General features: G+C 68.5%; 31 protein-coding genes and 1 tRNA gene. 13 read left to right on the forward strand and 19 right to left on the reverse strand.

What is annotated here, in order from left to right:
- Positions 1 to 179 precede the first annotated feature (179 nt).
- The 3 genes from ACW174_RS11070 to ACW174_RS11080 are packed head-to-tail and all read right to left on the reverse strand — an operon-like array spanning position 180 to position 2686.
- Entirely contained in the window at positions 180 to 392 is a 213-nt protein-coding gene (locus tag ACW174_RS11070) for a hypothetical protein (protein WP_492014490.1), read from the reverse strand.
- Between the two features lie 11 nt (positions 393 to 403).
- Positions 404 to 850, reverse strand: coding sequence for a hypothetical protein (locus tag ACW174_RS11075; protein ID WP_492014491.1), 447 nt, complete (start codon positions 848 to 850; stop codon positions 404 to 406).
- A 39-nt stretch (positions 851 to 889) separates the two neighbouring features.
- Positions 890 to 2686 carry a tetratricopeptide repeat protein gene (locus tag ACW174_RS11080; protein WP_492014492.1) on the reverse strand — a complete coding sequence of 599 codons (1797 nt, stop codon included), beginning with the start codon at positions 2684 to 2686 and terminating at the stop codon, positions 890 to 892.
- A 137-nt stretch (positions 2687 to 2823) separates the two neighbouring features.
- Between ACW174_RS11080 and flbT the strand changes: the two genes are divergently transcribed.
- The 3 genes from flbT to ACW174_RS11095 all read left to right on the forward strand — a co-directional run bounded on the left by flbT (position 2824) and on the right by ACW174_RS11095 (position 4747).
- Entirely contained in the window at positions 2824 to 3246 is a 423-nt protein-coding gene (gene flbT / locus ACW174_RS11085) for a flagellar biosynthesis repressor FlbT (RefSeq protein ID WP_492014493.1), read from the forward strand.
- Complete coding sequence (flaF, locus tag ACW174_RS11090) at positions 3206 to 3571, forward strand: flagellar biosynthesis regulator FlaF (protein WP_492014494.1); 366 nt, start codon at positions 3206 to 3208, stop codon at positions 3569 to 3571. Before flbT ends, flaF begins: the two co-directional genes overlap by 41 nt.
- Before the next feature lie 345 nt (positions 3572 to 3916).
- A complete protein-coding gene (locus ACW174_RS11095) occupies positions 3917 to 4747 on the forward strand; it encodes a flagellin (protein ID WP_492014495.1) in 831 nt (276 codons plus the stop codon).
- 64 nt (positions 4748 to 4811) lie between these two features.
- Here the strand turns inward: ACW174_RS11095 and ACW174_RS11100 are convergent, their stop codons facing one another.
- The 9 genes from ACW174_RS11100 to ACW174_RS11140 form a co-directional block, all read right to left on the reverse strand.
- The gene (locus ACW174_RS11100) at positions 4812 to 5450 is read right to left on the reverse strand and encodes an exopolysaccharide biosynthesis protein (protein ID WP_492014496.1); all 639 of its coding nucleotides are present in this window, start codon (positions 5448 to 5450) and stop codon (positions 4812 to 4814) included.
- A 94-nt stretch (positions 5451 to 5544) separates the two neighbouring features.
- The gene (locus ACW174_RS11105) at positions 5545 to 6180 is read right to left on the reverse strand and encodes an exopolysaccharide biosynthesis protein (protein ID WP_492014497.1); all 636 of its coding nucleotides are present in this window, start codon (positions 6178 to 6180) and stop codon (positions 5545 to 5547) included.
- A gap of 48 nt (positions 6181 to 6228) precedes the next feature.
- Complete coding sequence (locus tag ACW174_RS11110) at positions 6229 to 6414, reverse strand: DUF3008 family protein (RefSeq protein ID WP_492014498.1); 186 nt, start codon at positions 6412 to 6414, stop codon at positions 6229 to 6231.
- Between the two features lie 35 nt (positions 6415 to 6449).
- Positions 6450 to 6815, reverse strand: coding sequence for a hypothetical protein (locus ACW174_RS11115; protein WP_492014499.1), 366 nt, complete (start codon positions 6813 to 6815; stop codon positions 6450 to 6452).
- 8 nt (positions 6816 to 6823) lie between these two features.
- Entirely contained in the window at positions 6824 to 8191 is a 1368-nt protein-coding gene (locus ACW174_RS11120) for a hypothetical protein (RefSeq protein WP_492014500.1), read from the reverse strand.
- Between the two features lie 22 nt (positions 8192 to 8213).
- Complete coding sequence (locus ACW174_RS11125; RefSeq protein ID WP_492014501.1) at positions 8214 to 9374, reverse strand: isovaleryl-CoA dehydrogenase; 1161 nt, start codon at positions 9372 to 9374, stop codon at positions 8214 to 8216.
- A 37-nt stretch (positions 9375 to 9411) separates the two neighbouring features.
- Entirely contained in the window at positions 9412 to 10809 is a 1398-nt protein-coding gene (locus tag ACW174_RS11130; RefSeq protein ID WP_492014502.1) for a lysozyme, read from the reverse strand.
- A 142-nt stretch (positions 10810 to 10951) separates the two neighbouring features.
- Entirely contained in the window at positions 10952 to 12370 is a 1419-nt protein-coding gene (mgtE, locus tag ACW174_RS11135) for a magnesium transporter (protein ID WP_492014503.1), read from the reverse strand.
- Between the two features lie 129 nt (positions 12371 to 12499).
- A tRNA-Leu gene (locus ACW174_RS11140) sits at positions 12500 to 12584 on the reverse strand.
- 113 nt (positions 12585 to 12697) lie between these two features.
- Between ACW174_RS11140 and ACW174_RS11145 the strand changes: the two genes are divergently transcribed.
- Both ACW174_RS11145 and ACW174_RS11150 read left to right on the forward strand, forming a co-directional pair.
- Complete coding sequence (locus ACW174_RS11145) at positions 12698 to 13663, forward strand: hypothetical protein (RefSeq protein ID WP_492014504.1); 966 nt, start codon at positions 12698 to 12700, stop codon at positions 13661 to 13663.
- 11 nt (positions 13664 to 13674) lie between these two features.
- The gene (locus ACW174_RS11150) at positions 13675 to 14232 is read left to right on the forward strand and encodes a fasciclin domain-containing protein (RefSeq protein ID WP_492014505.1); all 558 of its coding nucleotides are present in this window, start codon (positions 13675 to 13677) and stop codon (positions 14230 to 14232) included.
- A gap of 106 nt (positions 14233 to 14338) precedes the next feature.
- On the opposite strand, the gene ACW174_RS11155 is transcribed toward ACW174_RS11150, so the two are convergent.
- Both ACW174_RS11155 and ACW174_RS11160 read right to left on the reverse strand, forming a co-directional pair.
- Positions 14339 to 14713, reverse strand: coding sequence for a four helix bundle protein (locus ACW174_RS11155; protein ID WP_492014506.1), 375 nt, complete (start codon positions 14711 to 14713; stop codon positions 14339 to 14341).
- A gap of 86 nt (positions 14714 to 14799) precedes the next feature.
- The gene (locus ACW174_RS11160; protein WP_291832481.1) at positions 14800 to 15051 is read right to left on the reverse strand and encodes a FliM/FliN family flagellar motor switch protein; all 252 of its coding nucleotides are present in this window, start codon (positions 15049 to 15051) and stop codon (positions 14800 to 14802) included.
- A 74-nt stretch (positions 15052 to 15125) separates the two neighbouring features.
- On the opposite strand from ACW174_RS11160, the gene lipB reads away from it, so the two are divergent.
- On the forward strand, positions 15126 to 15851 hold the full coding sequence (lipB, locus tag ACW174_RS11165; protein ID WP_492014507.1) for a lipoyl(octanoyl) transferase LipB: 726 nt from the start codon (positions 15126 to 15128) through the stop codon (positions 15849 to 15851).
- A gap of 247 nt (positions 15852 to 16098) precedes the next feature.
- Positions 16099 to 17082, forward strand: coding sequence for a TerC family protein (locus ACW174_RS11170; RefSeq protein ID WP_492017271.1), 984 nt, complete (start codon positions 16099 to 16101; stop codon positions 17080 to 17082).
- A 143-nt stretch (positions 17083 to 17225) separates the two neighbouring features.
- Here ACW174_RS11170 and ACW174_RS11175 read toward each other — a convergent pair whose 3' ends face one another.
- The gene (locus ACW174_RS11175) at positions 17226 to 17888 is read right to left on the reverse strand and encodes a TrmH family RNA methyltransferase (RefSeq protein ID WP_492014508.1); all 663 of its coding nucleotides are present in this window, start codon (positions 17886 to 17888) and stop codon (positions 17226 to 17228) included.
- Between the two features lie 163 nt (positions 17889 to 18051).
- Here ACW174_RS11175 and ACW174_RS11180 point away from each other — a divergent pair, with 163 nt between their 5' ends.
- The 3 genes from ACW174_RS11180 to ACW174_RS11190 all read left to right on the forward strand — a co-directional run bounded on the left by ACW174_RS11180 (position 18052) and on the right by ACW174_RS11190 (position 18957).
- Positions 18052 to 18474: a response regulator transcription factor gene (locus ACW174_RS11180; protein ID WP_492014509.1), complete on the forward strand. Its 423-nt coding sequence runs from the start codon at positions 18052 to 18054 to the stop codon at positions 18472 to 18474.
- A 61-nt stretch (positions 18475 to 18535) separates the two neighbouring features.
- Positions 18536 to 18718, forward strand: coding sequence for a hypothetical protein (locus ACW174_RS11185; RefSeq protein ID WP_492014510.1), 183 nt, complete (start codon positions 18536 to 18538; stop codon positions 18716 to 18718).
- Positions 18719 to 18750: 32 nt separating this feature from the next.
- The gene (locus ACW174_RS11190; protein WP_492014511.1) at positions 18751 to 18957 is read left to right on the forward strand and encodes a hypothetical protein; all 207 of its coding nucleotides are present in this window, start codon (positions 18751 to 18753) and stop codon (positions 18955 to 18957) included.
- Positions 18958 to 19008: 51 nt separating this feature from the next.
- On the opposite strand, the gene ACW174_RS11195 is transcribed toward ACW174_RS11190, so the two are convergent.
- Both ACW174_RS11195 and ACW174_RS11200 read right to left on the reverse strand, forming a co-directional pair.
- Complete coding sequence (locus ACW174_RS11195; RefSeq protein ID WP_492014512.1) at positions 19009 to 20649, reverse strand: pectate lyase; 1641 nt, start codon at positions 20647 to 20649, stop codon at positions 19009 to 19011.
- Between the two features lie 84 nt (positions 20650 to 20733).
- A complete protein-coding gene (locus ACW174_RS11200) occupies positions 20734 to 21303 on the reverse strand; it encodes a hypothetical protein (protein ID WP_492014513.1) in 570 nt (189 codons plus the stop codon).
- Between the two features lie 219 nt (positions 21304 to 21522).
- On the opposite strand from ACW174_RS11200, the gene ACW174_RS11205 reads away from it, so the two are divergent.
- Positions 21523 to 23535 carry a terminase large subunit domain-containing protein gene (locus tag ACW174_RS11205; protein WP_492014514.1) on the forward strand — a complete coding sequence of 671 codons (2013 nt, stop codon included), beginning with the start codon at positions 21523 to 21525 and terminating at the stop codon, positions 23533 to 23535.
- Positions 23536 to 23542: 7 nt separating this feature from the next.
- Here the strand turns inward: ACW174_RS11205 and ACW174_RS11210 are convergent, their stop codons facing one another.
- Both ACW174_RS11210 and ACW174_RS11215 read right to left on the reverse strand, forming a co-directional pair.
- Entirely contained in the window at positions 23543 to 23713 is a 171-nt protein-coding gene (locus ACW174_RS11210; RefSeq protein WP_492014515.1) for a hypothetical protein, read from the reverse strand.
- A 76-nt stretch (positions 23714 to 23789) separates the two neighbouring features.
- Positions 23790 to 24770: a sensor histidine kinase gene (locus ACW174_RS11215; RefSeq protein ID WP_492014516.1), complete on the reverse strand. Its 981-nt coding sequence runs from the start codon at positions 24768 to 24770 to the stop codon at positions 23790 to 23792.
- Positions 24771 to 25002: 232 nt separating this feature from the next.
- Between ACW174_RS11215 and ACW174_RS11220 the strand changes: the two genes are divergently transcribed.
- Both ACW174_RS11220 and ACW174_RS11225 read left to right on the forward strand, forming a co-directional pair.
- Complete coding sequence (locus ACW174_RS11220; protein WP_492014517.1) at positions 25003 to 25389, forward strand: hypothetical protein; 387 nt, start codon at positions 25003 to 25005, stop codon at positions 25387 to 25389.
- Between the two features lie 5 nt (positions 25390 to 25394).
- Complete coding sequence (locus ACW174_RS11225) at positions 25395 to 25811, forward strand: hypothetical protein (protein WP_492014518.1); 417 nt, start codon at positions 25395 to 25397, stop codon at positions 25809 to 25811.
- The last annotated feature ends 3 nt before the right edge of the window (positions 25812 to 25814 follow it).

Genomic DNA, 25814 nt, shown 5'->3' on the forward strand with positions numbered 1-25814 from the left:
CCGGTTCACCTCTCCGTTCGCGTAGGCGAATGGAGAGGACAGACCGACGCGTCAGCGGCGGTCAGGTGATGGCGGCTACCCACCGACCGCCGGCGCCGCCCCCACCTGATCGCTGCCCGATCTGTCCTCCCCATCGCCTTGAAGGGGCGATGGAGAGGTGAGGCTATCTCAGCTCAGACTCACGTAATCCGCTTCACGCTGACCGGGTCGCTGGCCGGGAAGGTCTCCTCGACGCCTTCATCCACCAGCGCTTCCTGCCGGTCTTCAGCCCCACGTTCAGCCTCCTTGAGCTGGTCGGGCTTGCCATGCTCCCGTTCCGCGCGCTTGGCGTGCGGCGTCTCGGGATCGCAGTCTTCCTGCGCCTTGTTCAGATGGTCGGATTGAGCAGTCATCGTCTCTCTCCTCAGTTTTGGGGCTTGTCTTCGTCGCCGTCCGGGCCGTAGCCCAGGTCGGCGATGTCGTCGTCGGACAGGCGTTTGGCTTCCCAATGGGCGGCGCTGGCCTGGGCCCCGCGCGTGTTTTCCATCAGGCCGGAATAGACCAGTTCGACCTCATCGGCGCCGCGCTGTCCGCCACTCTCGCCGTCGATCTCGGTCAGCCGCTCGCCGTCCACGCCCAGCAGGGCGTCGGCCTCAGCCTCGATGCCGGAGGAGCCTAGCGACTCCTCGACACTGTCCAGATCGTCCTCGTCGAACTCTTCTTCGTCCGCGTCGCCGTCGGCTTGGGTGACGTCCAGAACGGGATCGGCCTCGTCCAGAAGGAAGTCGCCGTCCCCCTCGTCATCCAGATGGGTTTCGTCAAAAACTTCAGACTGTTCCTGGTCGTCATGGGTGTTGTCGATGTCGGGCATTTTCGCCTCCCTGAGTGTCAGGGAAGACAACGGTCCCGCTCAGGCGGCGTTCCACCCGTCCGCGACGACCCGATCCAGAGCCGCCCGCATCCGGTCGATCACCTCGGGCCAGCCGTTGACGGCCGCGCGCACGAAAATCTTCACCTCCGGATAGAAGACGTAGTGGTCGGTGGTCATCAGGTGCCAGTCGTCGGGCGCGGCCACCATCCAGGTCCTCGCCCCGCTGGCGGCGGCGATATTGGTCCCGGCGATGCCCGGACCCAGCACCACGTCGCAGGCCACGGACAGGGCCGCCACGTCCTCCAGATCGTCTTTCAGATTGATCGGAGGGGTCCAGATGAACACCCCGGCCGCCGCGGCCGCCTCCAGATCGGCGGAGACGTCGCCGCACTGCAGATTGACCATCACGCAGCCCGGGGCCGTCAGGATGGGCTCCCACAGCTTGAAGCCGGAGGCGAAGAAGGCCGCCCGCGCCCCGGTCATGATCAGGCTCTTCCAGTGCAGCCCGACCTTCAGCCCCTCGGGCAGCTTGGCCAGTTCGCCCTTCCAGTAGTCCACCTTCGCCGGATCGGCCTCGATGTAGTGACGCGGCGGCGGGAAGCTTTCGACGGTCGGGCGGTAGGGCGCCATCAGGCTGGCGATCGGGATCCAGCAGTCCAGTCGGGGCTCCAGGTCCTCGGTGAAGGGCACATAGCGGGTCAGCCGCCCTTCCAGCCGCACCGCCTTGTGCCCGCCGACGATGGCCTTGGCGAAGGCGCGCTGGAACAGACCGACCATCCGCGCTTCGACGGCCAGATAGACCTGGCCCTGGTCGCCCACCGCCGCGATCAGGTCCGGCACGCAGTTGGAGAAGACCAGTTCATCGGCGATGCCCTGTTCGCCGACCACCAGCACCCGTTTGCCCGCCACGCTCTCCGTCGCCGGGTCCCAGCGCGGGGCGTCGACCGCTACATGCATGGCGTCGGGCAGGTTGGGATCCATCCGCACCTCATAGGCCTCGAAGCCCTCGGGGATGCGCGCCTCGCCCATAAGCATCAGGGCGCGGGCCATGTTCATCATGGCCACCTCATAGCGGCTCTCGGCGCCGGGCAGGGCGGCTTCCATGTCCTCGATCGCGCCCGCCACATCGCCCAGCGGGCGGCGCACATTGGCGCGGTTGTAGCGGGCCTTGGCGAAGGCCGGGTCCAGACGCAGCGCCTCCTCGAAGAAGGTCAGCGCCTCGTCCAGCCGTCCCTGGTCGTTCAGCACCGTGCCGAGGGTGTTCCACAGCACCGGGCTGTCGGCCTCGATCTGCAGCAAGGGGCGCAGGGTCTCGATGGCGTCGCCATAGCGGTTCTGGTCGCGCATCACGCAGGCCAGGTTGTTGGTCGCCTCGATATGCCCCGGGTTGGCCGCCAGGAATTTCAGCAGCAGCTTCTCGGCGATATCCAGATAGCCCAGCCGCTGCGCCAGACGGCCCAGGTCGTGGGCGATGTCGGTGTGGTCCGGCAGCAGCTTCAGCGCCGCCTCATAGGCCACGATGGCCGGGCCGAACCGGTTCTGTTTTTCCTGACAGATCGCCAGAACGTGCCAAGCCATACCGCTGGTCTCATCGACCTTCAACGCCTCCAGCACCTTCTTCGTCGCGCGCTCGAAATCATCGACGCGAATCGCCATCAACGACGACTTCAGCAGCTCCAGCGTCTTCCGCTCGGTCTTGACCGCCTTGGCCGTGCCCCTGGCCAGAGATTTCGACAGGCGGCTGATGGCCTCGGGCGAGGCGGCGTCGCCCGCGATCCCTTGTGCCGACGGGGCGGGCGCGTGGGCGGCGGTGTCTTCGGCGGTAACGGCGGACATGGATCGACTCAGGGACCGGGGCGGATAGGGGATATGACGCGCCCGGCTCACAATGGATGGTTAACCACGCCTGTTTAGCCTGTGTTGGTTCCCGGCTTTCTAGAACCGTATGCCGGGCCCAAGGGAAAGACGCCGATATGCCGTTGAAGCTGTCGCTCAAGCCGGGCGAAAAATTCGTCCTCAACGGGGCCGTGGTCCAGAACGGCGACCGTCGCGGCGTGCTGATCCTGCAAAACAAGGCCAGCGTCCTGCGCGAGAAGGACATCATGCAGCTGGCCGAGGCCAACAGCCCCGCCAAACGCATCTATTTCCCCGTCATGATGATGTACCTGGACGAGGCCTCGGCCCCGAAGGTCTATGACGAGTTCGCCCTGCGCCTGACCGAGTTCATGGGGGCGACGCGCAATCCCGAAATCCTCGCCGACTGCGTGGCCGCCTCGCGGCACGTCATGGCGCGCGAGTACTACAAGGCCCTGATGGCGGCCCGCAAACTGGTCGATTACGAGGAAAATCTGGCGAATGTCGCTTCAGGCTTACAAGACCGCAGCGACGCGGTCTGAGACTCCCCGGGAGAGCGAGTATCGGCTGTTCGGGCAAGTCACCCGGGCGCTGATGCACGCCTCGACCGTGGATTCCTCGGACATCAAGACCCGGATCGAGGCGCTGGACTGGAACCGGCGCCTGTGGTCCACGCTCGCCACAGACTGCTCAAATCCGGACAACGCCATGGCCATGAGCCTGCGCGCCCAGATCATCTCCATCAGCCTGTTCGTCGGCCGCCATTCGTCGGAAGTCATGCGGGGCGATGAGGATTTCGAGACCCTGATCGAGATCAACAAGATGATCATGCAGGGCCTGGCCGGCCCGGGCCAACAGGCGGCCTGAGCCCCGGTTCACCTCTCCCTCGACCCCTTGCGAGGGGATCGGGAGGGGGCGGCGCAGGCCTCTGCCCGGGACCCTCCGACACGCCTCCGCCAGACATCTCCGGTCCTGACGGGTCCGGTCCCGCCTGATCGACGCCGACGCGCCGATCTGTCCGCCCCGGTCGCCTTCGCGAGCGGGGAAGCGACGCCCGGCCAATTCTGCCGACCGGCAGCCCGAGCCGGGCCACCCTTCCAATGAAATCAATGACTTGATTCGGCGCGATCCTTGCGAGGGCGTGCGCGAACCAGAACCGGTTCTAGGGCCAGAAGGCCTTTTACAACCGACCAGAATGGAAGGAACTATCCGATGGTTATGTCCGTCAACACGAACGTGGGCGCGCAAGTCGCGCTCCAGAACCTGAACGCGACCAACGCCCAGCTGGCGATCACGCAAAACCGGATCAACACCGGCAAGAGCGTGGCCACGGCCAAGGATAACGGCTCCATCTGGGCGATCGCCCAGGGTCAACGGGCTGACATCGGGGCGCTGAACGCGGTGAAACAGTCCATCGATCGCGGCGTCGCTGCGGTGGATGTGGCGCTGGCGGCGGGCGAGACGGTCTCCGACCTCTTGCTGCAGATGAAGGAGAAGGCTCTCGCGGCGACTGATGCGTCGCTCAAGACTGCGGCACGCGCCGCTCTGAACGAGGACTTCAAGGCCCTGCGCGACCAGATCGCCTCGGTGACCAGCAACGCCGACTTCAACGGGATCAACCTGCTGAAGACCGGCGCGACCGGTTTCTCGGCTCTGGCCAACGCTCAAGGCACGGCGACCCTGACGGTCGGCGCTGAAGTCATGGCTCTGGGCAGCACGACCGTCTCGGTCGCGACGACGCAATCGATCGACACCCTGACCAAGGCGACGGCCTCTCTGACGGCCGTCTCCAACTCCATCGACAAGGTCTCGGGCGCCCTGGCGCGTCTGGGCACCAAGTCGAAGGCGCTCACCACCCACCTGACGTTCGTCGGCAAGCTGTCGGACGCTCTGGAAGCGGGTGTGGGCAATCTGGTCGACGCCGATCTGGCGAAGGAAAGCGCAAAGCTCCAGGCCCTGCAGACGAAGCAGCAGTTGGGGGTTCAGGCGCTGGGCATCGCCAACCAGACTCCGCAGCTGGTCCTGTCCCTGTTCCAGGGCTGATTTACACTCAGGTTCTCGCAGGCGCCGGAAGGGGAAACCCCTCCGGCGTCTCGCGTTTCAGCCTCTAGCTGAACAGGCCGAACAGCCAGGACGATGACGCCACCAGCACGTGGCTGACCAGCTCCCAGGCGAGCCAGACGAAGGTCGCCAGTCCGCCCACGCCCAGCCAGGCCACCAGGATCATCAACCCGTCCCGTTGCAACAGGCCGAACCCGAACAGGGCCATGATCAGCGACGGCGCCAGATTGCCGCCCGGGATCGGCAGCATCAGGATCGCCGCCAGCACCACGCAGGCCGCGCCGATCAGCATCTCCGACGCCTCGCTGGTCATGACCGACAGGCGCGGCTTGGCCAGCCGTTCGACCCAGCGCAGCGGCTTCAACAGCCGACCGACGGCCGTGCGATAGGTCGCCCGCTCGATCGCCCGCGACAGCAGCCACCTCGGCATCCACAGCTGGTCGCGGCGCGTCAGCAACTGCACGCCCATCAGCAGCATGGGCGCGCCCAGCACCGTCGTCGTGCCGGGCAGGGCGCCCACGGCCACGTTGAGCAGGCCGAAGAACAGCAGCATCGCCCCGAAGGCGCGCTCCCCGAACGCATTGACCAGCTCCCCGAGATACAGCTTCGGGTCGTCCTTGGCGCCGATGTCCTCGATCACCTGCGAGAACGGGCGTGTGTCGGCCTGATAATCGTAGTCGGGCATCGGCGACGAATGTTCCGGGGGCGGCAGGGTTGTCTGATCTAGGCGCGGCCTCACGGTTACGCCACTTAAGAAACGTCCATGCGACAAGGCGGGTTCAGAAGAGGTGGGCGGTCCAGCGCAAGCCATGCTCGAAACTGGCCACGATCAGCGCCCAGGCGAGGAACAGCACCGCCACCGTCGTCGCGGTCAGACCCCAGCCGATCAGGGCGGCCAGACCGTCGCGCTGCATCACGCCCAGCGCGAAAAAGCCGATGGCCACCGCCGGCAGCAGGTTCCCGCCCCAGATCGGCAGCACCAGCACCGCCGACAGGAAGACGCAGGCCAGGCCGATCAACCCCTGACCCAGACCGCCCGTCATGAAGGCGGCCCGCGGCCGCGACAGCTTTTCCGTCAGCTTCAGCGGCTTCCGGAACCGGGCACTCAGCTTGCGGAAGGTCTGGCGATTGATCGCGACCCGCTCGGCCCAGCGCGGGATCCACAACGTATCGCGACCCAGCGCCAGCTCCATCGACAGCAGCAGCAGCGGCGCGCCGGTCAGCGTCGTCCCGCCCGGAGGCCAGGGCAGCATGTTCACGAGGGCGAAGAAGAACATCACCGGCCCGAAGGCCCGATCCCCGAACGCCTCGACGACCTCGCCCAGACACAGGCGCTCGCCCGGCCGGCTCCCAAGCGTCTCCACCACGTCCGAAAACGCAAGCGGTCGCCCGGTCGAGGTCTCGGTCAGGGACATGGGAGAAGGCTAGGGGGCGTCATGCGCCGCGTCGATGCGGTTCGCGCGTCAGGATTTGACGTGCTCGGGCTTATCCTTGCGCCTTGTGTGCGCGAACGCTTCCAACTGTTTTTCAGTCATCGACTCGACCATCGACTTCGACGCGCCCTTCAGCTTCGACTTCGGCGTCTCCCCGCGCTTGGCGGACAGGGCGGCCCCGGCGGCCTTCTGCTGGGCGGCGGATACGGCGGGCATGGCGGGTCTCCTTCTGGCGGGGAGCAAACCGGCGGTCAGCGTGCCGGTTCCTCCACCGGCACGTCGACGGTCACGGTCGGACTCGACGCCCCGGTCAGCGCCGGCCGGTTCGCCATCACCAATACGCCGGCCAGCATCAGCACCGGCGCCGTCAGCAACAGCAGGCGGATCACCAGCAGCATGCGCCGCAACCGCGTCCGGTCTTTGGGGATCGGCGTCGTCCAGATGAGGTTGAACACCCGGTGCTGTCGGTGCTCGTCCATCAGGTCGGGCACGGGCCGGCGGATGACTCCCCGCGCCTCCAGCGCCTTCAACCTCGGCCACGCCAGACGGGCCAGACCCATGCTGGCGGCGAAGCACAGGAAGCCCGCCACCATCAGCAACTGGGCCATCGACGACATCGCTCCGCTCATGGCGTCACAACCCGGATCGTCCGGCGGCCGTCGATGTCCTCGACCGTCGCGTGCGGGGGCAGGTCGAGGCTCAGGGTGTCGAACGCGATCCGCGCCTGACCCGGTATGATCCGCTCCCGCTCGCCCTCGCCGAGGGCGACATAGACAGTCTGGGTCAGCCGCCGCGATGGTCCGTCCATGCCCAGGAGCAGGACCGCCCGGTCGCGCGCCTCGACGCGAGCCCCGTCAAAGCTCGCCAGCAGTTCGCGAACCTCCTGCAGGGCGATGGCCTCGCCGGGCAGGGGCGTCATCACGCCGGCGCTGAAGTTCAGCTCCATGTTCGCATCGGGCCGGACCGGTCCATCGAAGATGATCACCAGCCAGTCCGGCTCTCGCGCGAGGAAGGTCGTAGTGTCGGTCGGCTCGGCGACGCGCGTGGCCATCTGGCGTCGGACATCGTCCCGCAGGGAGTCGTCGACGGGCTCCGGCGGCAGCACCGGCCGTTCGCCCGCGGCTTCCGTCACCAGCGCCGCAAGGGTTTCGCCGCGCTCGACGCGGCCGCGCCAGTCGGGCTGGCCCATGTCCTCCAGCAGCCAGGCCAGGCTCGCGCCGACGCCATAGGCCCGCCCCCGGAACATGTCGCCGACATAGGATCCCCAGGAATGAAGGATCGGACGGCCCAGTTGCTCGCGCAAGCGGTCTGCCGTGGATGGCCCGTCCGGCTCGGTCACCGTCATGGCGCGCAGGGCGGCGTATTCCGCCGTGCCCTCGTTCCACTCCATCCGATTTTCCGTGTCACGGACCTCGACGGGCAGGTCGGCCAGACGGCGCTCCCGCGCGGCCAGGTAGCGGTGAACCAGCATCCGCCGCGCCCCTGGCGTCACCGGCCCCAGCGCGGCGTGCAGCAGCCGGCGTTCCTGCTCGGCCGCGACGGTGAAGGCTTCCAGATCGGGAATGGCCGACACATCGACGAACTCGCCGCCCCGGCCCCCGCTGCGCCAACGGAACGCATCCGTCTGATAGTCGTGAAACTGCTCGTGGAAGAGGGTCGACAGGGTGTCGTCCGTCGTCTTCAGGCGCAGCAGCACGGTGTTGTCCACGCCTGAAGGATAGTCGAGCACGAAGGCGAAACGCACGTCGTCCAACGCACCCGCACGGAAACTCGCGCCGTCCGTCGAGGCCCGGCCCCCGAACGCCGCTCCGCTTTCGGGCAGGTAGAGGACGAACGGTTGATCGGCCGGCCAATAACCGGGCCAGATGCGTGAAAGGGCCTCGCCTTGCGTCTCGATCCGCCGCGCACTGTCCAGCAGGACCGTCGCCGGATCAGCCGCCACCTGCGGTGTCGTCAGGGCGAGGGCCAGAAGGGCGCCGGACCAGATCGTCATCCCGCGCCCCGCCAACCTCCTCCTACCCCAGCAGCTCGCGCCCGATCAGGAAGCGCCGGATCTCGTTGGTGCCTGCGCCGATGTCGTAAAGCTTGGCGTCGCGGACCAGCCGTTCGACCGGCCATTCCTTCGTATAGCCGGCGCCGCCCAGCGCTTGCACGGCCTCCAGCGACACCTTCACCGCATTCTCCGACGCCAGCAGGATCGCGCCCGCCGCGTCGTAGCGGGTGGTCTTGCCCTGATCGCAGGCGCGGGCCACGGCGTAGACATAGGCGCGGGCGCTGTTCAGGGCGACGTACATGTCGGCGACCTTGGCCTGCATCAGCTGGAAGCTGCCGATGGCCTTGCCGAACTGCTTGCGGTCGCGGACGTACGGCAGGACCACGTCCAGCGCCGCCTGCATGATGCCCAGCGGACCGCCCGACAGCACCGTGCGCTCATAGTCCAGGCCGCTCATCAGCACCCCGGCGCCGCCGCCGACGGGGCCCATGACGTTCTCTTCCGGGACCTCGCAGTCCTCGAACACCAGCTCGGCGGTGTCCGATCCGCGCATCCCCATCTTGTCCAGCTTCTTCGAGACGCTGAACCCCTTCATCCCCTTCTCGATCAGGAAGGTGGTGACCCCGCCCGAACCTTCGCCGGTGCGGGCGTAGACGACCAGGGTGTCGGCGGTCGGGGAGTTGGTGATCCAGAATTTGGTGCCGTTCAGGACGTATCGATCGCCCTTCTTCTCGGCGCGGGTCCGCATCGACATGACGTCCGAACCCGAGCCCGCCTCCGACATGGCCAGCGAGCCCAGATGCTCGCCCGAGATCAATTTGGGCAGGTATCTGGCCTTCTGATCGGCATTCCCCCAACGGCTGATCTGGTTGACGCACAGGTTGGAGTGGGCCCCGTAGCTGAGGCCGATCGAGGCGGAGGCGCGGCTGACCTCCTCCATGGCGACGACGTGCTCGAGGTAACCCATGCCGAGGCCGCCGTCCTCTTCCGGCACGGTGACGCCGTGCAGGCCCAGTTCGCCCATCTCGGGCCACAGGTCGCGGGCGAATTCGTTCTTTTCGTCGATCTCGGCGGCGCGCGGGGCCAGCCGGTCGGCGGCCCAGCGGGCGGTGGTGTCGCGGATGGCGTCAGCGTTTTCGCCGAGGCCGAATTCCATGGATTGGGGCGCGAAGGGAATGCTCATAAGCCGGGCGTAGCATCACCCGCGCGGGCAGGCAAAGTCAGTCTCGCTTCGTGGCCCGCACGTAGAGATTCCATGCCGACACCCCGACACAGATCACCCCGATCAGGGCCAGAACCCAGGCGATGACGGAATAATCGTCCAGCGGCGACCGGTCGGTCATCGCCTTGCGGAAGGCCGCGGCCGAGGCGGCGCAGGCGAACAGGCCCAGCCCGCCCATGATCATATAGGGCCCGGTTTCGATCCAGTCGAAGCGCCGCGGCGCGGTCGGCTCGACCTCGTGGCGCAGCACGGCCAGCGGCGGCTCGTCCTCGAACAGTACGGTCTCGGCCTCTTCCGGCGCGCCGCGTTGTTCGGCCGCCCAGGCGTCGCGAACGGGTTCGGCGAAGTCGGCCTCGACGGCCGGAGTCAGCTCCAGCGGCGGGAAGGGCGACGGCGAAACCGGGGCGCTGCTCAGGGGCGCGACCGGCGTGAACACGGGCACGATGGGCGCATCGGAGACGGCCGCGACGACGGGCTCCGGCTGGGGCTGCGGCGCCGGGGGCGGCGATTCGACGGCTGCCGGGACCGGTTCGGGCTCGGGCGCCTGCTCCGGTTCGGGCGCGACGGGCGGCGCGACGGTCGGGAAGCCCGGCAGGGGTCCGACGATGATGTTCGAATAGGGCGAGTACCGTTGCGCATGGGCGACCGCCGCCGGGGGCAGGGAAGCGTCCCAGCCACTCTGCGGCACCCAGACGCTGGGCAGGGGCAGGGGGCGGGGCGGCTCCGCGACGGGGGCGGGCTCCGGCTCGACGGCGACCGGTTCGGTTTCGGGGGCAGACGCCGCCGTCTGCGCCGCGACAGGCGCCTCCTCGACCGGCTCCGCCGTCGCCGGCGCATCCTCATGCGGTTCGCCCAGGAGGGAGGCCACCGCGGCGGCGCGGCTCAATCCGGCCTCGGCCACCAGCGCGGGCTCAGTTTCGGCTGCAGGCTCCGCCACCGGCACGGGCGGCGGCGGCAGGGGCGCGGCCAGCAGGTCGGACAGCAGAACCGGCGACGCCGGATCGGCCACGAACAGGGCGCGCTCGGCGGCGCGGCGGCGCAGGGCCGTCTCGGGCGACAGGCTTTCGGGCCAGCCGATCAGCGCGTCCGCCGCCTCGCCCGCATGGCCGGCGTTCAGGCGCGCCCGCACATCGGACGCCAGAAAGCGCTCCACGCCCACCGACACGGCGAAACTGGCCAGGGCGTCGAACTGGTGCTGGTTCAGCGCCGCCTCGACATCCTCGTTCAGCGCCTTGGCGACCGGCAACAGATCGTATTGCAGCAACAATTCGGCGTCCTGCTCGCCCACCGTCAGACCCTCGCGGGCCGAGGCGGTGTGGCCGTAGCCGATCACCCAGCGGCCATCCGCGCGCTGCACGGCGCGCGGCCGGAAGCTCTCGAAGCTCTTGATGAGCACGATCCCCGCTCGGGAGACCTTCAGACGGGGCCGGTTGCTGTCGGGCACAGGTGGGTGTTCCAGATCGGGACGAACGCTTTCGCTTACGGCGGGAACCCGCAAGAGCCGCGCCGCTCACGGCTTCGTCAGAACAGGATGGGCGTCACATCAGGACAAGCGTCGCCAGTCCCAGGAAGATCAGGAAGCCGAAGAAGTCGGTCGTCGCCGTCACGAACACGGCCGAGGACACCGCCGGGTCGAATTTGAATTTCGACAGGGTCAGCGGCGTGAGCACCCCGATACTGGCCGCCACGAGAAGGTTAAGCATCATGGCCGCCGCGATCACCAGTCCGATGCGCCAGTCCTCGTCCCGGAACCACAGGGCCGTGGCGATGCCGATCAGCGGCGCCAGGACAAGGCCGTTGGCCAGTCCCACCACCAGTTCGCGCCAGAAGGTGCGCGGCGCGTTCGAGCTGTTCAGCTCGCGGGTCGCCAGCGCGCGCACCGTCACGGTCAGGGCCTGGGTCCCCGCATTGCCGCCGATGGCCGAGACGATGGGCATCAGCACCGCCAGCGCGACGATGTGCTGGATGGTGCCCTCGAACCAGCCGATGACGCTGGCGCCCATGGTCGCCGTCGCCAGGTTGATCGCCAGCCAGGGCACGCGGCTGCGCACGATCTCCGGGACGGACGAGCCGCGGTCCTCGTCGGCCACGCCGGCCAGACGCAGGATGTCCTCGCGGTTCTCTTCCTGGATGATGTTGACGATGTCATCGACGGTGATCTGCCCTACCAGACGGCCAGCGACGTCGATGACGGGGGCCGAGATCAGGTGGTATTTCTCGAAGATGTAGGCGACCTCTTCCTGGTCCTGGTCAACGGCGATGACGTTGACCGGCTCCATGATGTCCAGCAGCGCCATCGTGCGCGGACTGCGCAGCAGCTGGCTGACCGCCACACCGCCGACCGGGTGATTTTGCGGATCGACCACATAGATGTCGAAGAACAGCTCGGGCAGCTCCTCGCCCTGCTTGCGGATGTGGTCGATGGTGTCGCCGACGTTCCAGAACTGGGGCGCGGCCATCACCTCGCGCTGCATCAGGCGGCCGGCGGAGTCTTCCTCATAGCCGAGCGAGCTTTCGATCGCGGCGCGATCGACCTCGGGCATGGCGGCCAGCACCTTCTCGCGCTGATCGTCCTCCAGATCCTCGACCACCGCCGCGGCGTCGTCGGAATCCAGCTCCTGCAGCGCCTCGGCCAGGGTCAGGTGAGGAACGCGTTCCAGCACCTCCTCGCGGATGCTGTCGTCCAGTTCGGGCAGGGTCTCGGCCAGCAGCTCGGGCGGCAGCCAGACCACCACCACGCCGCGGTGCTGTTCCGTCAGGAAGCCCATCAGGTCGGCCACGTCGGCCGGGTGCAGGTCTTCCAGCAGCGACCGCAGCTTCAGCCCGTCGCCGTCGTCGGCGGCGTCGACCACCTTCTCGACGAAGCCCGGCGTCAGGACATAGTCCTCGTCCAGGGCGATGTGTTCGATGTCGTCGTCTTCGGCGGGCGAACGAGGGGCGGTTGCGGTGGTGCTCACGCTGCGGCCTCCCTCAATGTGTCAGATCAGCATCTAGCCGATGATTCGCCCTTGGGGACGGCTCAAAAACCATCCCCGTCTGAAGTGGCGGCCGGTCCCTTGGTAGGGGGACATGTGGCCAGATATCGATGGTGCGGTCGAGAAGACTCGAACTTCCACGGGTTGCCCCACAGCGACCTCAACGCTGCGCGTCTACCAATTCCGCCACGACCGCTCGCATCGGAGGGCGGCTGATAGCGGAGGTCGGGGGGAAAGGGAAGGGGGCGCCGGAACCGGCGTTGCAAGAAGGCGTTTTTTGCAGCTGCGGGGCGCTGTTGAGGATCGAACATGTCCAGACTTCTTCCACTGGCCGTGGCGCTGGCCATGACGGTTGCGCCGGCGGCGCTGGCGCAGGATCACGGGCGCGGACATGGACCGGAAAAGGGCGCGGAACGGGGCGGTGGCCCTGATCGCCCTCAGGCCCGTCCGGAGCGTGGTCCCGACCGCGCCGAAGGCCGCGGGAATCGCGCGGAAGCCGGCCCCCGGCAGCGTCCCGAGGTTCGTGAGCCGCGCGAGATGCGGCAGGTGCGGGAGGCTGTGGAACAGCGCCGCGACGACCGCCGCGACGACCGGCGCGATCGCGACGTCCGCCGCGACGGGCCGGCGCGCCTGCCCGTCGTCCTGCCCGGGCAGGAGCGGGTGCGCGACATCGTGCGCTTCGAGCGCCCGCGGGACCGTGTCCTGCTGACCGGCTGCCCGCCCGGCCTGGCCCGCAAGGGCAACGGCTGCCTGCCGCCCGGACAGGCCCGCCGCATCGAGGCTGAACGCCGGGCCCGCTACGACTATGTCTGGGACCGGATGGCGCGCGACGACTATCGGTACCGCTACGACGACGGCTACCTGTACCGGGTGAACAACAGCGGCGGCCTGCTGGGCTGGCTGCCCGTGCTGGGCGGCGCCCTGTCGACGGGCTCGGTCTGGCCGACGCAGTACAGCTATCAACCCGCCCCGACCTATTACACCGACTACTACCGACTGCCCGACCGGTACGACTACCGCTACGCCGACGGCGTCCTGTACGGCGTCGATCGTCAGGACAGCGGCATCAGCCAGATCGCGGCCCTGCTGACGGGTCAGCAGTGGACGGTCGGTCAGGCCATGCCTGCGGGATACGACATCTACAACGTCCCCTACGCCTACCGCGACCGGTACGCCGACACGTCGGACCGCTGGTATCGCTACAACGACGGCTATGTGTACCAGGTCGATCCGAAGACCCAGCTGGTCCAGTCCGTTATCCAGCTGCTGACCTGACGGAGCCCGACATGCGCAACACCCTGATCCGGGCGGCGGCTGTCGCCGCCCTGACGCTGAGCCTCGGCCTGACCGCCGCCTGCGGCCGCGGCGAACCCGCCGTGAACGCCTCGGGTGCGCCCGCGCCCACCAACAGCACCCTGGCCGCCAGCCTCGCCGACAATGACGCCCTCGGCGCGCTGGCGGGCGTGGTCGAGGGCGCGGGCCTGAAGACCGTGCTGGAGGGCGTCGGCCCCTACACTGTCTTCGCTCCCACCGACGCGGCCTTCACCGCCGCCGGCGGCGCGCCGGGCGCCGACGAAAAGGCCCAGGGCGCCACCCTGGTTCGCGCTCATATCGTCCCCGGCGCCGTGACCCGCGCCGACATCAACGCCGCCCTGGATCGCGCCGGGAGCGGAACGGTGAAGATGCGCACGATGAACGATGGCGTCCTGACCTTCAGCCGCGAGGGCCAGACCATCCGCGTCACCGCCGACGACGGCGCCGCCGCCGCGCTCACCGGCTCGGAAACCGCTGCGTCAAACGGCGTGATCCAGCCGGTCGACGGGGTGCTGGTGAAGGCGGGATGAAGGGGGAGGGGAGGCAGTAGGCAGTAGGCAGTAGGCAGTAGGCAGTAGGCAGTAGGCAGTAGGGAAGAGGCAGCAGGTAGCAGGCAGCAGGGGTATTGGGGCGCGTCTAGCGTCCCGGATGGTCCTGGAGCTTTCCGATGAGCGCCTTCAGCATTCGGCCGATTTCTTCAGCCTGTTCAAGGATCGGCTGCACCGAGCCTGTCGGCGTCACACGAACTCGCTCGGCCAGCAGGAGGTGGGTCTCAAGTTCCTTGAGCGAGCCTTGGGCGATGCGGAGGAAGTTGATGTAGGCCTGTCTGGAGGCCCTGCCGTAGCCTTCCGCGATATTGGCGGCGACCGAAGCCGCGGCGCGGCGGCTTTGCGACGTCAGGCCGAACAGTTCGTCACGAGGGTAGGCCCGCGTCAGTTCGTAGGTCGCGGCGGCGGCATCCATGGCGCGCTGCCAGACGATCAGATCGCGGTAGCTCCGGACATCGGACAAATCGCTTCCCTTCCTCGGACGCGCTGTACCCTACTGCCTACTGCCTACTGCCTACTGCCTGCTGCCTGCTGCCTGCTGCCTGCTGCCTACGCCGCGCCGGCCATGAAGTCATAGACATCCGCCGCGCGCGTCACCGTGATGGCGATGCGGTCTTCGCGGATTTCGATTTCGCCGCGCGCCACCGGGTGGTTGTTGGCCAGGATCCAGACCTCGTCATGCTCCGACGCGTCGAGCGGAATCACCGCCCCGCGGCCCATCCGGAGCAGCTGGCTCATGGGCAGCACGGAGCGCCCCAGGACGACCGAGATCTCGACATCGACGGCTTCGATCTGGCTCACGGGGGACTCGGATACTGAAAAGGAGTGGTCGGTGTGGTCTTGCATGGGGCTACCGATCCCCACATTGGGTCATCATGCTTTCCCAGACATTAAGCGAAGCCACAGCGAAACTCCTGCGTCCCGACGGAAAGCCCGTCGAATGGGCGCGGTCCGACGGCTATGTGGACTATCCCTTCGCGGTCGAGGCCATGGAGGCCCGCGCCGCCGCCATCGCGGCGGGGGAGGCGAATGAGCTGATCTGGCTGCTGGAGCATCCGCCCCTCTATACGGCGGGCGTCTCCTCGAAGGACGAGGACCTGCTGGACGCCGGTCGCTTCCCTGTCCACCGCAGCGGGCGCGGGGGGCAGTTCACCTACCATGGCCCCGGCCAGCGCGTGGCCTATGTGATGCTGGACCTCAATGCGCGCGGCAAGGACGTCCGCGCCCTGGTCCGGGGGCTGGAGCAATGGATCATCGGCGCCCTGGCCGAATTCAATGTCCCCGCCGACGTGCGCGAGGGCCGCGTCGGCGTCTGGGTCGAACGCAAGGGGCCGGGCTGGTCCCGTGAGGACAAGATCGCCGCCATCGGCGTCAAGGTCCGCAAATGGGTCACCTTCCACGGCATCAGCCTGAACGTCGAACCCGACCTCGACCATTTCGGCGGCATCGTCCCGTGCGGGATTCAGGACCACGGCGTCACCAGCCTGGTCGACCTCGGCGTCCCCGCGACGATGGACGAGGCGGATGAGGCGCTGAAGGTCAGCTTCCGGCGGGTGTTCGGGGACGTGGCCAGCGCGCGCGCGCCGGCGCCGCCGCTGTAAGCGCGTTCGGACTTTCGATCCGGCCCTCTGCCAGCGGCCCAGGGCGTCGCAGCCCTCCGGTCGAACGTTGAATTGAGTGCGCCGCCGGGATAAAAGATCGGACAGCGGACCGGGCCCCTCTGACGTCTGATGGCAGACGTGATGTCGGACCGCATCGAGTGATCTCGGTGCGCGATGACCCTGGCCGGTCCATCTCCTGTCGCGCGCCGCAGGTCGCTCCTTAACAATGGGGAGTCCTATGGACCTGATGAGTGTCTTCCTCGCCGAATGGCTGGGCAAGCCGGCCTGGATGTGGCTGGCCTTCATGAGCGTGGTACTGGCGCTTCTGGTGCTGGACCTGGGCGTCCTGCACAGGGATCAGCACGAGATCGGCGTTCGCGAGAGCCTGCTGCTGTCGGCCATGTATATCGCCATCGCACTGATCTTCGGGGGCTGGCTCTGGTGGGAGCTGGGCCGTCAGTCCGGCATCGAATACCTGACCGGCTTCGCGATCGAGAAGTCGCTGGCGATGGACAACGTCTTCGTCATCGCAATGATCTTCGGCTATTTCGCCATTCCGCGGGCCCTGCAGCACCGCGTGCTGTTCTGGGGCATTCTCGGGGTCATCGTTCTGCGGGCCCTGATGATCGGCGCCGGCGCGGCCCTGGTCAGCCAGTACGGCTGGGTGCTCTACATCTTCGCCGCCTTCCTGATCTTCACCGGGATCAAGATGTTCTTCGCCGGCGAGGGCCACAGCGATGTCGGGGCCAATCCGCTGGTCAAATGGATGCGGCGGCGCCTGCGCGTCACCGACGCGCTGCACGGTCAGAAATTCTTCGTCCGCCAGCCGGACGCCCGGGGCCGAATGGTGCTGTGGGCCACGCCGATGTTCCTGGCCCTGGTCATGATCGAGATCGCCGATGTGATCTTCGCCGTGGACTCGGTGCCGGCGATCTTCGCGATCACCACCGATCCCTACATCGTCTACACCTCCAACATCTTCGCCATCCTGGGCCTGCGCGCCCTCTATTTCGCGCTGGCCGCGATCATCCACCGCTTCGCCTATCTGAAGCAGGCTTTGGCGGTCCTGCTGGTCTTCATCGGCGGCAAGATCTTCGTGGCCGACCTGCTGGGGTGGGAGAAATTCCCGGCGGAATGGTCGCTCGCGATCACCGGGTTGATCCTCGCGGGCGGGGTCGGCTGGTCGTTGTGGAAAACCAGAGGCGGCGCCGCCCCGGTCGGCCACGACTGATCCGCGGACGCGACCGGACGGATACCCTGCGGTCTCCGGACCTGGCCCGTCCGTCCGGTCGCGCCGCCCTTTCAGCGGCCTCACCCGGCGCGCAGCCGGTCAGCAGGGCCACGAGAGTCAGAGGCAGCCCGACCCCGCGCATCCTACTCCGCCGCTTCCGGCGTCATCACGGTCGGCAGGGGCACGGCCCGCTCGCCGCGCTGGTTCCGCATCCGGTAGCGGCTCTGGTAGGCGCGACGCTGTTTGGCGACCTCGTACAGTACGATGCCCGAGCTGGTGCCCAGGTTGAGGCTTTCGATCATGCCGAACATGGGGATGCTGACGCACAGTTCCGCCCGTTCGACGGCCCGGTCGCTGATGCCGACGGCCTCGCTGCCGAACCACACGGCCAGCTTGGTCTGGGTCGTGTAGTCGCCCTCGTCGAGGAAGATGGACGCCTTGCCCTTCACATGGGGCGAGGTGACGATGGAGGTGTAGTTCTTGCTCTCGAGGTCGTCGAAGCAGGCGTCGGTGCTGTCGAAGCGCTTCACGAAGGTCCATTTCACCGCCGAGACCGAGGTCTTGGAGACCGACTTGCGCTCGCGCAGGTCCTGCCAGTCGTCGGGCAGGGACTGGCGCGGATCGACGACATAGACCTTTTCGACGCCCATCGCGTTGGCGTTGCGGATCACCGTGCCGATGTTCTTGATGTCGGTCGGATTCTCGATGACCGCGATCAGGTTCTTGCACCGGAACGGCCGGATGGCCTCGGCCCGGGCGCGGACCGTGGCTTTCGAGGCGGGCTTGTCTGTGACGGGATCTTCCATGACGGCCAGTCTAACGCGCCCCCGCGACGTCTCGCCAGCCCGCGCACGGCCGAAACGACCGTCCCCCGCGACCCCCTGACGCCGCACCTCCGGTTTCCGACAACCTTACGGCCATGCCCACGTTGTGCAGACCGGGTTCAGGAGAGACGCAGGAGAGGGGCGCATGGCGCACATCGCGGTGGTGGATGACGACGCCGAGGTTCGCGACTTCATCGCCCTGGTGCTGGGTCAGGCCGGGCATTCGGTGGTGACCGCCGCCGACGGCCTGGCCGCCACGAGGGTGATCGAAACCCGGACGCCCGATCTGATGATTCTCGACATCCTGATGCCGCACCGTGACGGGCTGGAAACCCTTCTGTCGCTGCGGCGCGACGGGCGCGGGTTTCCCGTCCTGGCCATCTCGGCGGGCGGCCTGCTGGACGGCGGCTATCTGTTGCAGACGGCCAGGGTGTTCGGGGCCGACGACACCCTGTTCAAACCCTTCACCGAGGACCGGCTGCGGGCCGCGGTGGACGCGCTGCTGACCGCCGGCGAGGCGCAGGAAAGGACCGGCCCCAAGGGCCGCAGCGACATTACCGCCGGATAATCTTCGACTTTTCTTTCCGGTGACGCTGAAACTCGACTCACAGCCCGCGTCTTACCCCTGCATGTCGCCGCTGAAATCCCAAACCCAGGTCCGCGCCGAACTGTCCGAGCTTATCGCCGAGGCGGTGGTCGAGACGGACGACGCGCGGCGTCAGGGCCTTCTGGTGCTGGCCGACCACTGGTCCGACATTCTGCGGCGTCGCAAGGCTGTGGGTCCGGTGCGCGATAGCCATCACTACGGATAGTCACGCGGCCCTTCTGCCCCTATCCTGATGGCATGACCGACGCAGACCAGATCGAAGCCCTCCTCGACATCGTGGACGACAGCCGCACCCCACAGGGCGATGCGGGCGAACAGCTGGCCGTCCGGGGACTGGTCGAACGGCGCGGCAAGGCCGGCTTCTGGCCGACCAACGCCGGCTGGAACCTGATGAGCGCGCGCGGTCGGCCGTTCGACACCGGCTCCGACGTTCGCCGGACCTGAAACCACGGCGCGCCCGAGGCGGATGCGCCGGGCGACAGGCGGATCGCGCCCTCAGGCCCGACCCAGCGCCTCGATCAGCACCCCCATGTTCTTGATGTATTCGCCGGTCGAAATCCCCATCACCGGATCATCGGTGATGTACGGCGAGGTGTCGGACGCGTCGCCCACGCGGGTGATGCGGAACTCGCCCGGCGCGACCTCGGGCGAGCCGTCGCCGATGTAGGGATTGCTGACCGCCTTCAGCGGCGTCGGCCAGTAGCCGCGGTCGTTGAGCCCGGCGACCAGCCCCGCGATCACCGCCGGTTCGGCGGGCGGGCGGCGGCCGTCGCTGGTCATGTCCGAGACCGAGATGTCCTGCAGGGTGAAGTAGCGGGGCAGGGCGACCGTTCCCCGGCGCGCCAGCAGAGGCGAGCCCGCCGAGGCCTGTTCGGGCGTCAGGGTCATGAGGCGCGCGTATTCGGCGCGCATCCGCTCGACGTTGACCGCCCGGAATGAGCTGTAGTGGATCACCGTGTCATTGGGATCGCCATCGACATAGTAGGCCCCGTTGACGACGTTGGAGCCGCGCCGGTGGACGTAGAGCGGCCTGTTCGTGCCCGGTTCGATGAAGGTCGGATGGGTTCGGCCGTCGCGCTGCAGCCGCTGGGGCAGGCGGACGCTGTCCAGCCAGTCCAGGGCCTCGGGCACGCGGGCCAGGTATTTCCGGTCGCCGGTCAGGCGGTAGAAGCTGAACAGCTGCTCGATATTGGCCGCCGTGGTGTGGGTGGCGTAGGCCTCGGGCTCATAGGTGCGGGCGGCGGCGGGCTTGAGCGTGTCGGCGTGGTGCTGCAGGCCCCAGCCGGCTTGGGGCGCCGGCTGCTGGCAGGCGAGGAAACAGTCCATGGCGCGGCGGATCGGATCGTCGAGGCGCGCACCCCCTTCTCTGGCGTTCAGGGTCTGGCGGCAGAAGATCAGGAATTTGATGTTCTCGCCCGCCACATCGTCATTGAAGGTGATGTAGCCGGTGTAGTCGGGCCGCCCATGCAGGCCCGCGCCATCGGTGCGGGGCCAGCGCTGGGGCCAGCCGCCGTTCGGATACTGGCTGTCGAGGACGAAGCGGATGGCCTTGTCCAGCGGCCCCCGCCACTCGCGCTCGCGCTTCTCGAGGTACAGGCGGAGCAGCAGCTGCGAGGCCTCGGAGGTGCCCGCGTCGTCGAAGGTGGCGTTGCCGTAGTCGTGGTGGAATTCCTCCATCCGCCAGGCGTTGCGGCCATAGGTGTCGTACCAGCGGCGCAGGCTCTCCGGCCCGGCGGTGTCGATCACATAGTTCCAGCCGCCCGACGGATGCTGGCCGCGCACCAGCGCCCGCCCCGCGCTGACGGCGGCGGCGTGGAACTGTTGGTCCCCGGTGGCGTGCCAGGCGTCGAGGAAGAGGTGGCCCATCGTCCCGGTGCCGGGCGGCTGGACCCAGATCATCGTCGGCGTCGCCTCCAGCTCGCCCCAGCGGCGCGAGAAGTCGGGCAGGGCGGACCAGACATAGCCGCCGTCCACCGCCGCCTCGTCGGTCATGAACCGCGTCGCCCGCTTCATCGCGGCCAGCACGGCGGCGCGGTCGGGCGCGGGCGCGACCTGGGCCAAGGCGGGCAGGGCGGTCAGCAGGGGCGTGGCGGCCACAGCCGCCAGCAGGCCGCGACGGGACAGGTCTCGGGTCATGCCGGCATCCTCGCGGCGGTCAGAAGGCGAGGCAGGTTGGGGTGGTCCTGACACCGGTGTCAAGGTCATTGGCTTCGCGAGGGCTCAGGGCGCCGCGACCACATAGCTCATCGTCACGCCATCGGTGGTCTGGCTGACCAGCACCAGCTGTAGGCCCTGTTCGCGCAGCATCCGCACGGCGTGGCGCTCGAACTGGGCCTGACGGATGGCGCGGGGGCCCTCTGGCGTCGGTCGCCAGGCGAAGACGGCCGTGTCGCGCTGGCGGAAGGAGTCGACCCCGGTCAGCCGGCCCGCGGCGGCGCGGGCGGCGGTCAGGTCGCCCGGCCCGGCGATGTAGCAGCGGTCCACCGACAGCCACGGCCCCGGCCCCTTCATCCGCCCGGGCGCGGCGACGACCCGCACCTCGGCGTCATCCTCGCCCCGCGCCCAGACCCGGGGCGGCGGATCGCCGCGATCCGATCCGGCCTCCTCTTCCTGCGTCGCCTCGCGCGGGACGTAACCGCGCGTCCGGGCGGTGGTCTCGACACCGGCCACGCCTCCGCGCGAGGCCAGGCAGAGGGCTTCGAACTCCGCGACCAGGTCGATCTCCGGGACCTCTTGGGGCGCGACCGCCGCCAGCCAGGCGCCGGCGAAGAGGTGAAGGGCGTGGGACATGCTCAATTCTCCGACGGCCGACCCTACGCGGAACGGATCGGGCGGCAAGCGTCGCCTTGCGCCCGAACACCCCCCATCCTGTACGGGGCGCGACCTGAGCTAACATATCTGCGCCCACTACAGGATTGATCTGAAAAGGTTTCATCCTTCGCCAGCGTCATATTCCCAGCACCCTGTCGGGAGCGTGGGATAATAGAGGCCGGACAGGATCAGGACGATATGGCGCGCGGGGTGAGGCGGATCGTGGATGCGGCGGCGGAAGAGGATCGCCCCTATCCCCAGAGCCGGTCGGGCATGAGCACGGCGCGCTGGCGGAGCTTGCTGCGACGCTGGCTGGCGGGGGAGCCGACGAAGGCGCTGGCGGCGGAGTTCCGCGTCAGTGTCGGGGCGCTGCACTACAACGCGAGACGGCTGAAGATGCGCAAAGGGGATCATCGTGACGCAGTCCGTCTGCCCAAGGGGCCGGCGCGTGTCGTGCTGGCGCCGCTGACCGGCGCGATGGTGGAGGTGACCTGCGCAGAGCTGGCCTTCGTCTTCCACGCCGATGATCCGGTCGCGACGGTGCGAACCCTGTATGAGCGGATGGCGGAGGCCGCGGCGGCGGGGCGGGAGGCGGACTACTCCCGCCTGCTGCGCATGGGGCAGGGCACGTTGCGCCTCTGCCGCGAGATGAAGAGCTGGATCGCGGCGGAAACGCCGGACCGGGTCGATGACCCCGACCGCGACCCCGCCGCGCCGCCGATCACCCTGCGCGAGGCGCAGCAGCCCCCGGCGGCGACGGCGTCGGGCGAGCCCTGGCGCACCTGGCTGTTCCTCGGCGGACGCGGCGCGGGCAAGACCCAGGCGGGCGCGGAATGGCTGGCCGATCAGGCCGAGGCCCTGGGCGCCGGCGGGCGTCTGGCCCTGATCGGCCCGACCCTGCATGACGTGCGCGAGGTGATGATCGAGGGCGCGTCCGGCCTGCGGTCCCTGCCGCGCTGGACGGCCCGGACCCGCCCCGTGTTCGAAAGCTCGCGTCGTCGCCTGAAGTTCGCCAACGGCTGCGTCGCCTACGCCTTCTCCGCCGAAGACCCCGACAGCCTGCGCGGCCCCCAGTTCAGCGCCGCCTGGGCTGACGAATTCTGCGCCTGGCGCGCCTCGGGCGCCCGCGGGGCCTCCGAAACGCTGGCCCTGCTGCGGATGGGGCTTCGCCTGCCGGGGCCGATCAGCACAAACCCTCACCTCTCCACCGAAGGTGGGGAGGGGGACCGTCCGGAGCCGCAGGCGACGGAGGGTGGAGGGGTCACGGGCGGGGTAGCGGGCAACAACGAACGCCGCCATCCGCCCCGCCTGCTCGTCACCACCACGCCGCGCCCGATGCGCGCCCTGGTGCGGCTGAAGGACGAAGCCGCCTGCGCCCTGACCCACGCGGCCAGCGCCGACAACGCCGCCCACCTCGCCCCCGGCTTCATCGAGGGCCTGCGGGAGCTGTACGGCGGCACCAAACGCGAGGCGCAGGAGCTGGACGGCAAGATCGTCGCCCTCGACGGCGCCCTGTTCACGGCGGAGATGATGGTCTTGGCGCGTTCTCCCTCCCCCTTGTGGGGAGGGATGGCGGCGCGCAGCGACGACAGGGTGGGGAAGGGTGACGCCGCCGCGACGGGAAACCGTGCGGCCGTACCCCACCCGTCTGTCGCTACGCGACAGCCACCCTCCCCGGAAGGGGAGGGAGAACCAAAATACGAACGCATCATCGTCGCCATCGACCCGCCCGCCACGGCGACCGGGGATGCGTGCGGCATCATCGCCGCCGCCTCACGCCTGCGCGCTGACGGGGTGCGCGAGGCGGTGGTGCTGGCCGACCGCTCGGCCCACGGCCTGTCGCCCGAGGACTGGGCGCGCCGCGCCGTCGCCCTCGCGCGCGAGGTCAAGGCCGGCTGTATCGTGGCCGAGGTCAACCAGGGCGGCGACATGGTCACCGCGGTGCTCAAGGCGGTCGACCGCCCTCTGCCGGTCCGCACCGTCCGCGCGACACGGGGCAAGGTGCTGCGCGCCGAACCCGTGGCCGCGCTCTACGAACAGGGCCGCGTCAAACACGCCGGACTGTTCGACGCCCTGGAGGAGGAGCTGATGATGCTGGGGGCGGAGCTGGGGGAGGGCTCGCTGGACCGCGCCGACGCGCTGGTCTGGGCGGTGACGGACCTGCTGATCGACCGGCAGGGCGAGCGCGGGCCGAGGATCCGGCAACTTTGAGGAGGGCTCATTCGCCGGTTTCATCCTCCCGGTTCCGGAGGTCGATCAGGGCCGCGCGCGCCTCAAGCTCGAGGGCGTATTCCTCGATCACCCGCAGCGTCCGCGCGTCGTCGATCATGAATTTCATGCGGCGGAAGCGGGCGGCTTCATCACGCAGGGCATCGGAGGCGAAGGACATGGCATTGCGAACACGTCGAAAAACCCGGGGTTCAAGCGAGGCCGCAAATTTTATCGGCTTTTCAGTCGGCTGACCGTCAGGTGGAGAGACGTTCGACCGGAATGCACAACGTCGCGGTCAGGCCGTCCGGCGCCCATTCGTATTCCACCGTGCCTCGAAAATGGTGCGTCATGATCCGCTTCAGCAGCTGGCTGCCGAAGCCGGTCTCCGCCGTCGGCGCCTCGACCCTGGGGCCCCCGCGCTCCGTCCAGACGATCGTCGCCGCGCCATCCTCCACAAGGCAGGCCACGTCCAGCAGCCCGGCGTCGACCGACAGCGCGCCGTGCTTGACCGAGTTGGTCGCCAGCTCATGCAGGACCAGGGCCAGATTGGTCGCCGCCGCTTCCGCGATCCCCATGCGGGGGACGGCGACCCGGATACGCCCGCTGAACGCGCCCAGATCATCGTAGGGGGTCAGCAGGACGGACAGCAGGTCGCCCAGAAGCGCCGCGGTCTCGATCTGGCCGGGCACGGGGCGGACGAGATCGTGGGCGCGACCCAGGGCCGTCAGGCGATGGGTCAGCTCCCGCGCCATGTCCTCCTTGGTCTCGGCCGACCGGGAGGTCATCTGGGTCAGGGCGCCGGCCATGGTGATCAGGTTCTTGACCCGGTGGCTCATTTCGCCGGCCAGAAGCTCATTGGCCTCCTCGGCCTGCTTGCGTCCCGTAACGTCCAGAAAGACGCCGAACATCATGCGGCCGACTATGCCCTCGTCGTCGCCGCGGCCCCGGGCGGAGATCCACCGCACCGTGTCCTGGATCAGGATGCGGAAATCGATCTCATAGGGGCCGACGATACCCCGGGTGGCGCTGAAGGCGGCGCGGACGCGGTCGCGGTCGGCGGGGTGGATGTTGGCCGACAGATCCTCGAACGTCACGGTCCGGCCCTTGGCCACGGCCCACAGGTCATGGCCGACGTCGTCCATCGTCAGGCGGTCGCTGTCGACGTTCCAGGCCCACAGGGCGATGCCCGCGGCCTCGACCCCGAGGCGCAGATGCTTCTCTTCCCACACGGGCATACTCGGTTGCGGCGTCCGTCGGCGCTCATGATGAGGGGCCGTCCCGACGCGCGGCCATCGACCAGAGGCGCAATGTCGCAGAAGAGCAAGGGGATGGAGGGCGAGAGCGGCTTTATTCGGCCGGGGCCCCGGGCGGCGAGGATCAGGCCGTTGCAGCGGTGAAGGTTGTGATCCAAGGTTGTATCGCGCATCTGGATTGGTCGGGGAGGCCGTTGCGGATAGAATGACGATCATGCCTTCGCCTCTGGACGCCGACCTGTCGCCTGCACCAACCCGCCGTCGGGTCGGTGGGCTGGTGATCTCGGCCTGGCTCGTCTGGGGCGTGGTCGTGGCCTATGCGGCCGTCCAGGTCCTGACCGCCGGGGAGGGCCTGGTATCCGCGATTGCGTCGCACAGCGGCGCCCTGATCGTGGCGGCGACCGGCTGGCTGGTTGTCGCCAACCTGCTCAGCCTCGCGGAGCGCCGACGCGCGCAGGCCCTTGAGGATCAGGCGTTGGCCGAGGTCGCGCTGTTGTCCGAAGAGCTGGATTCGGTGCGCCGGCTGCAAGCCCGGATCGCCGCCGATATCGAGGGCGATCCCGAACTGCAGGCCGCCATCGCCCGCCGACGCGTCGGCTGACCGCCATGCGGCCGAGCCTGTCGATCCTGCAGCTTCGGGCCCTGGACGACGCCGGTCTGACCGACTACGCGGCGGCCGTCTTTCTGGAGCTTGAGCGCACGGCGAAAGACGCCGAGCGGCGGACCCGGATCGTCTCCGACATGGCCCGGGTCCCGTACCGCGCCGCCCTGAAGGTGGTCGAGGGGACGGGGTTCGTGATCGGGGTGCTGACGCTGACCCTCAGCCCGCTGGGACTGGTGGGCGCCTTCCTGATCCCGGCCATGACCAACGGCATCGGCTGGTGGTCCGACCGGACCAGGGCGAAGCTCCTGCGGCCCTATCTGGTGGAGCTGCACGAGGCGACGATCCGGCTGCGAACCCTTCAGGCCGCCTGGGACGCCGTCGATGCGGAAAGGATCAGGCGGGGTTTGAAAGCCCCCTGAGCC

It is taken from the genome of Brevundimonas sp. AVps31, assembly GCF_058681355.1.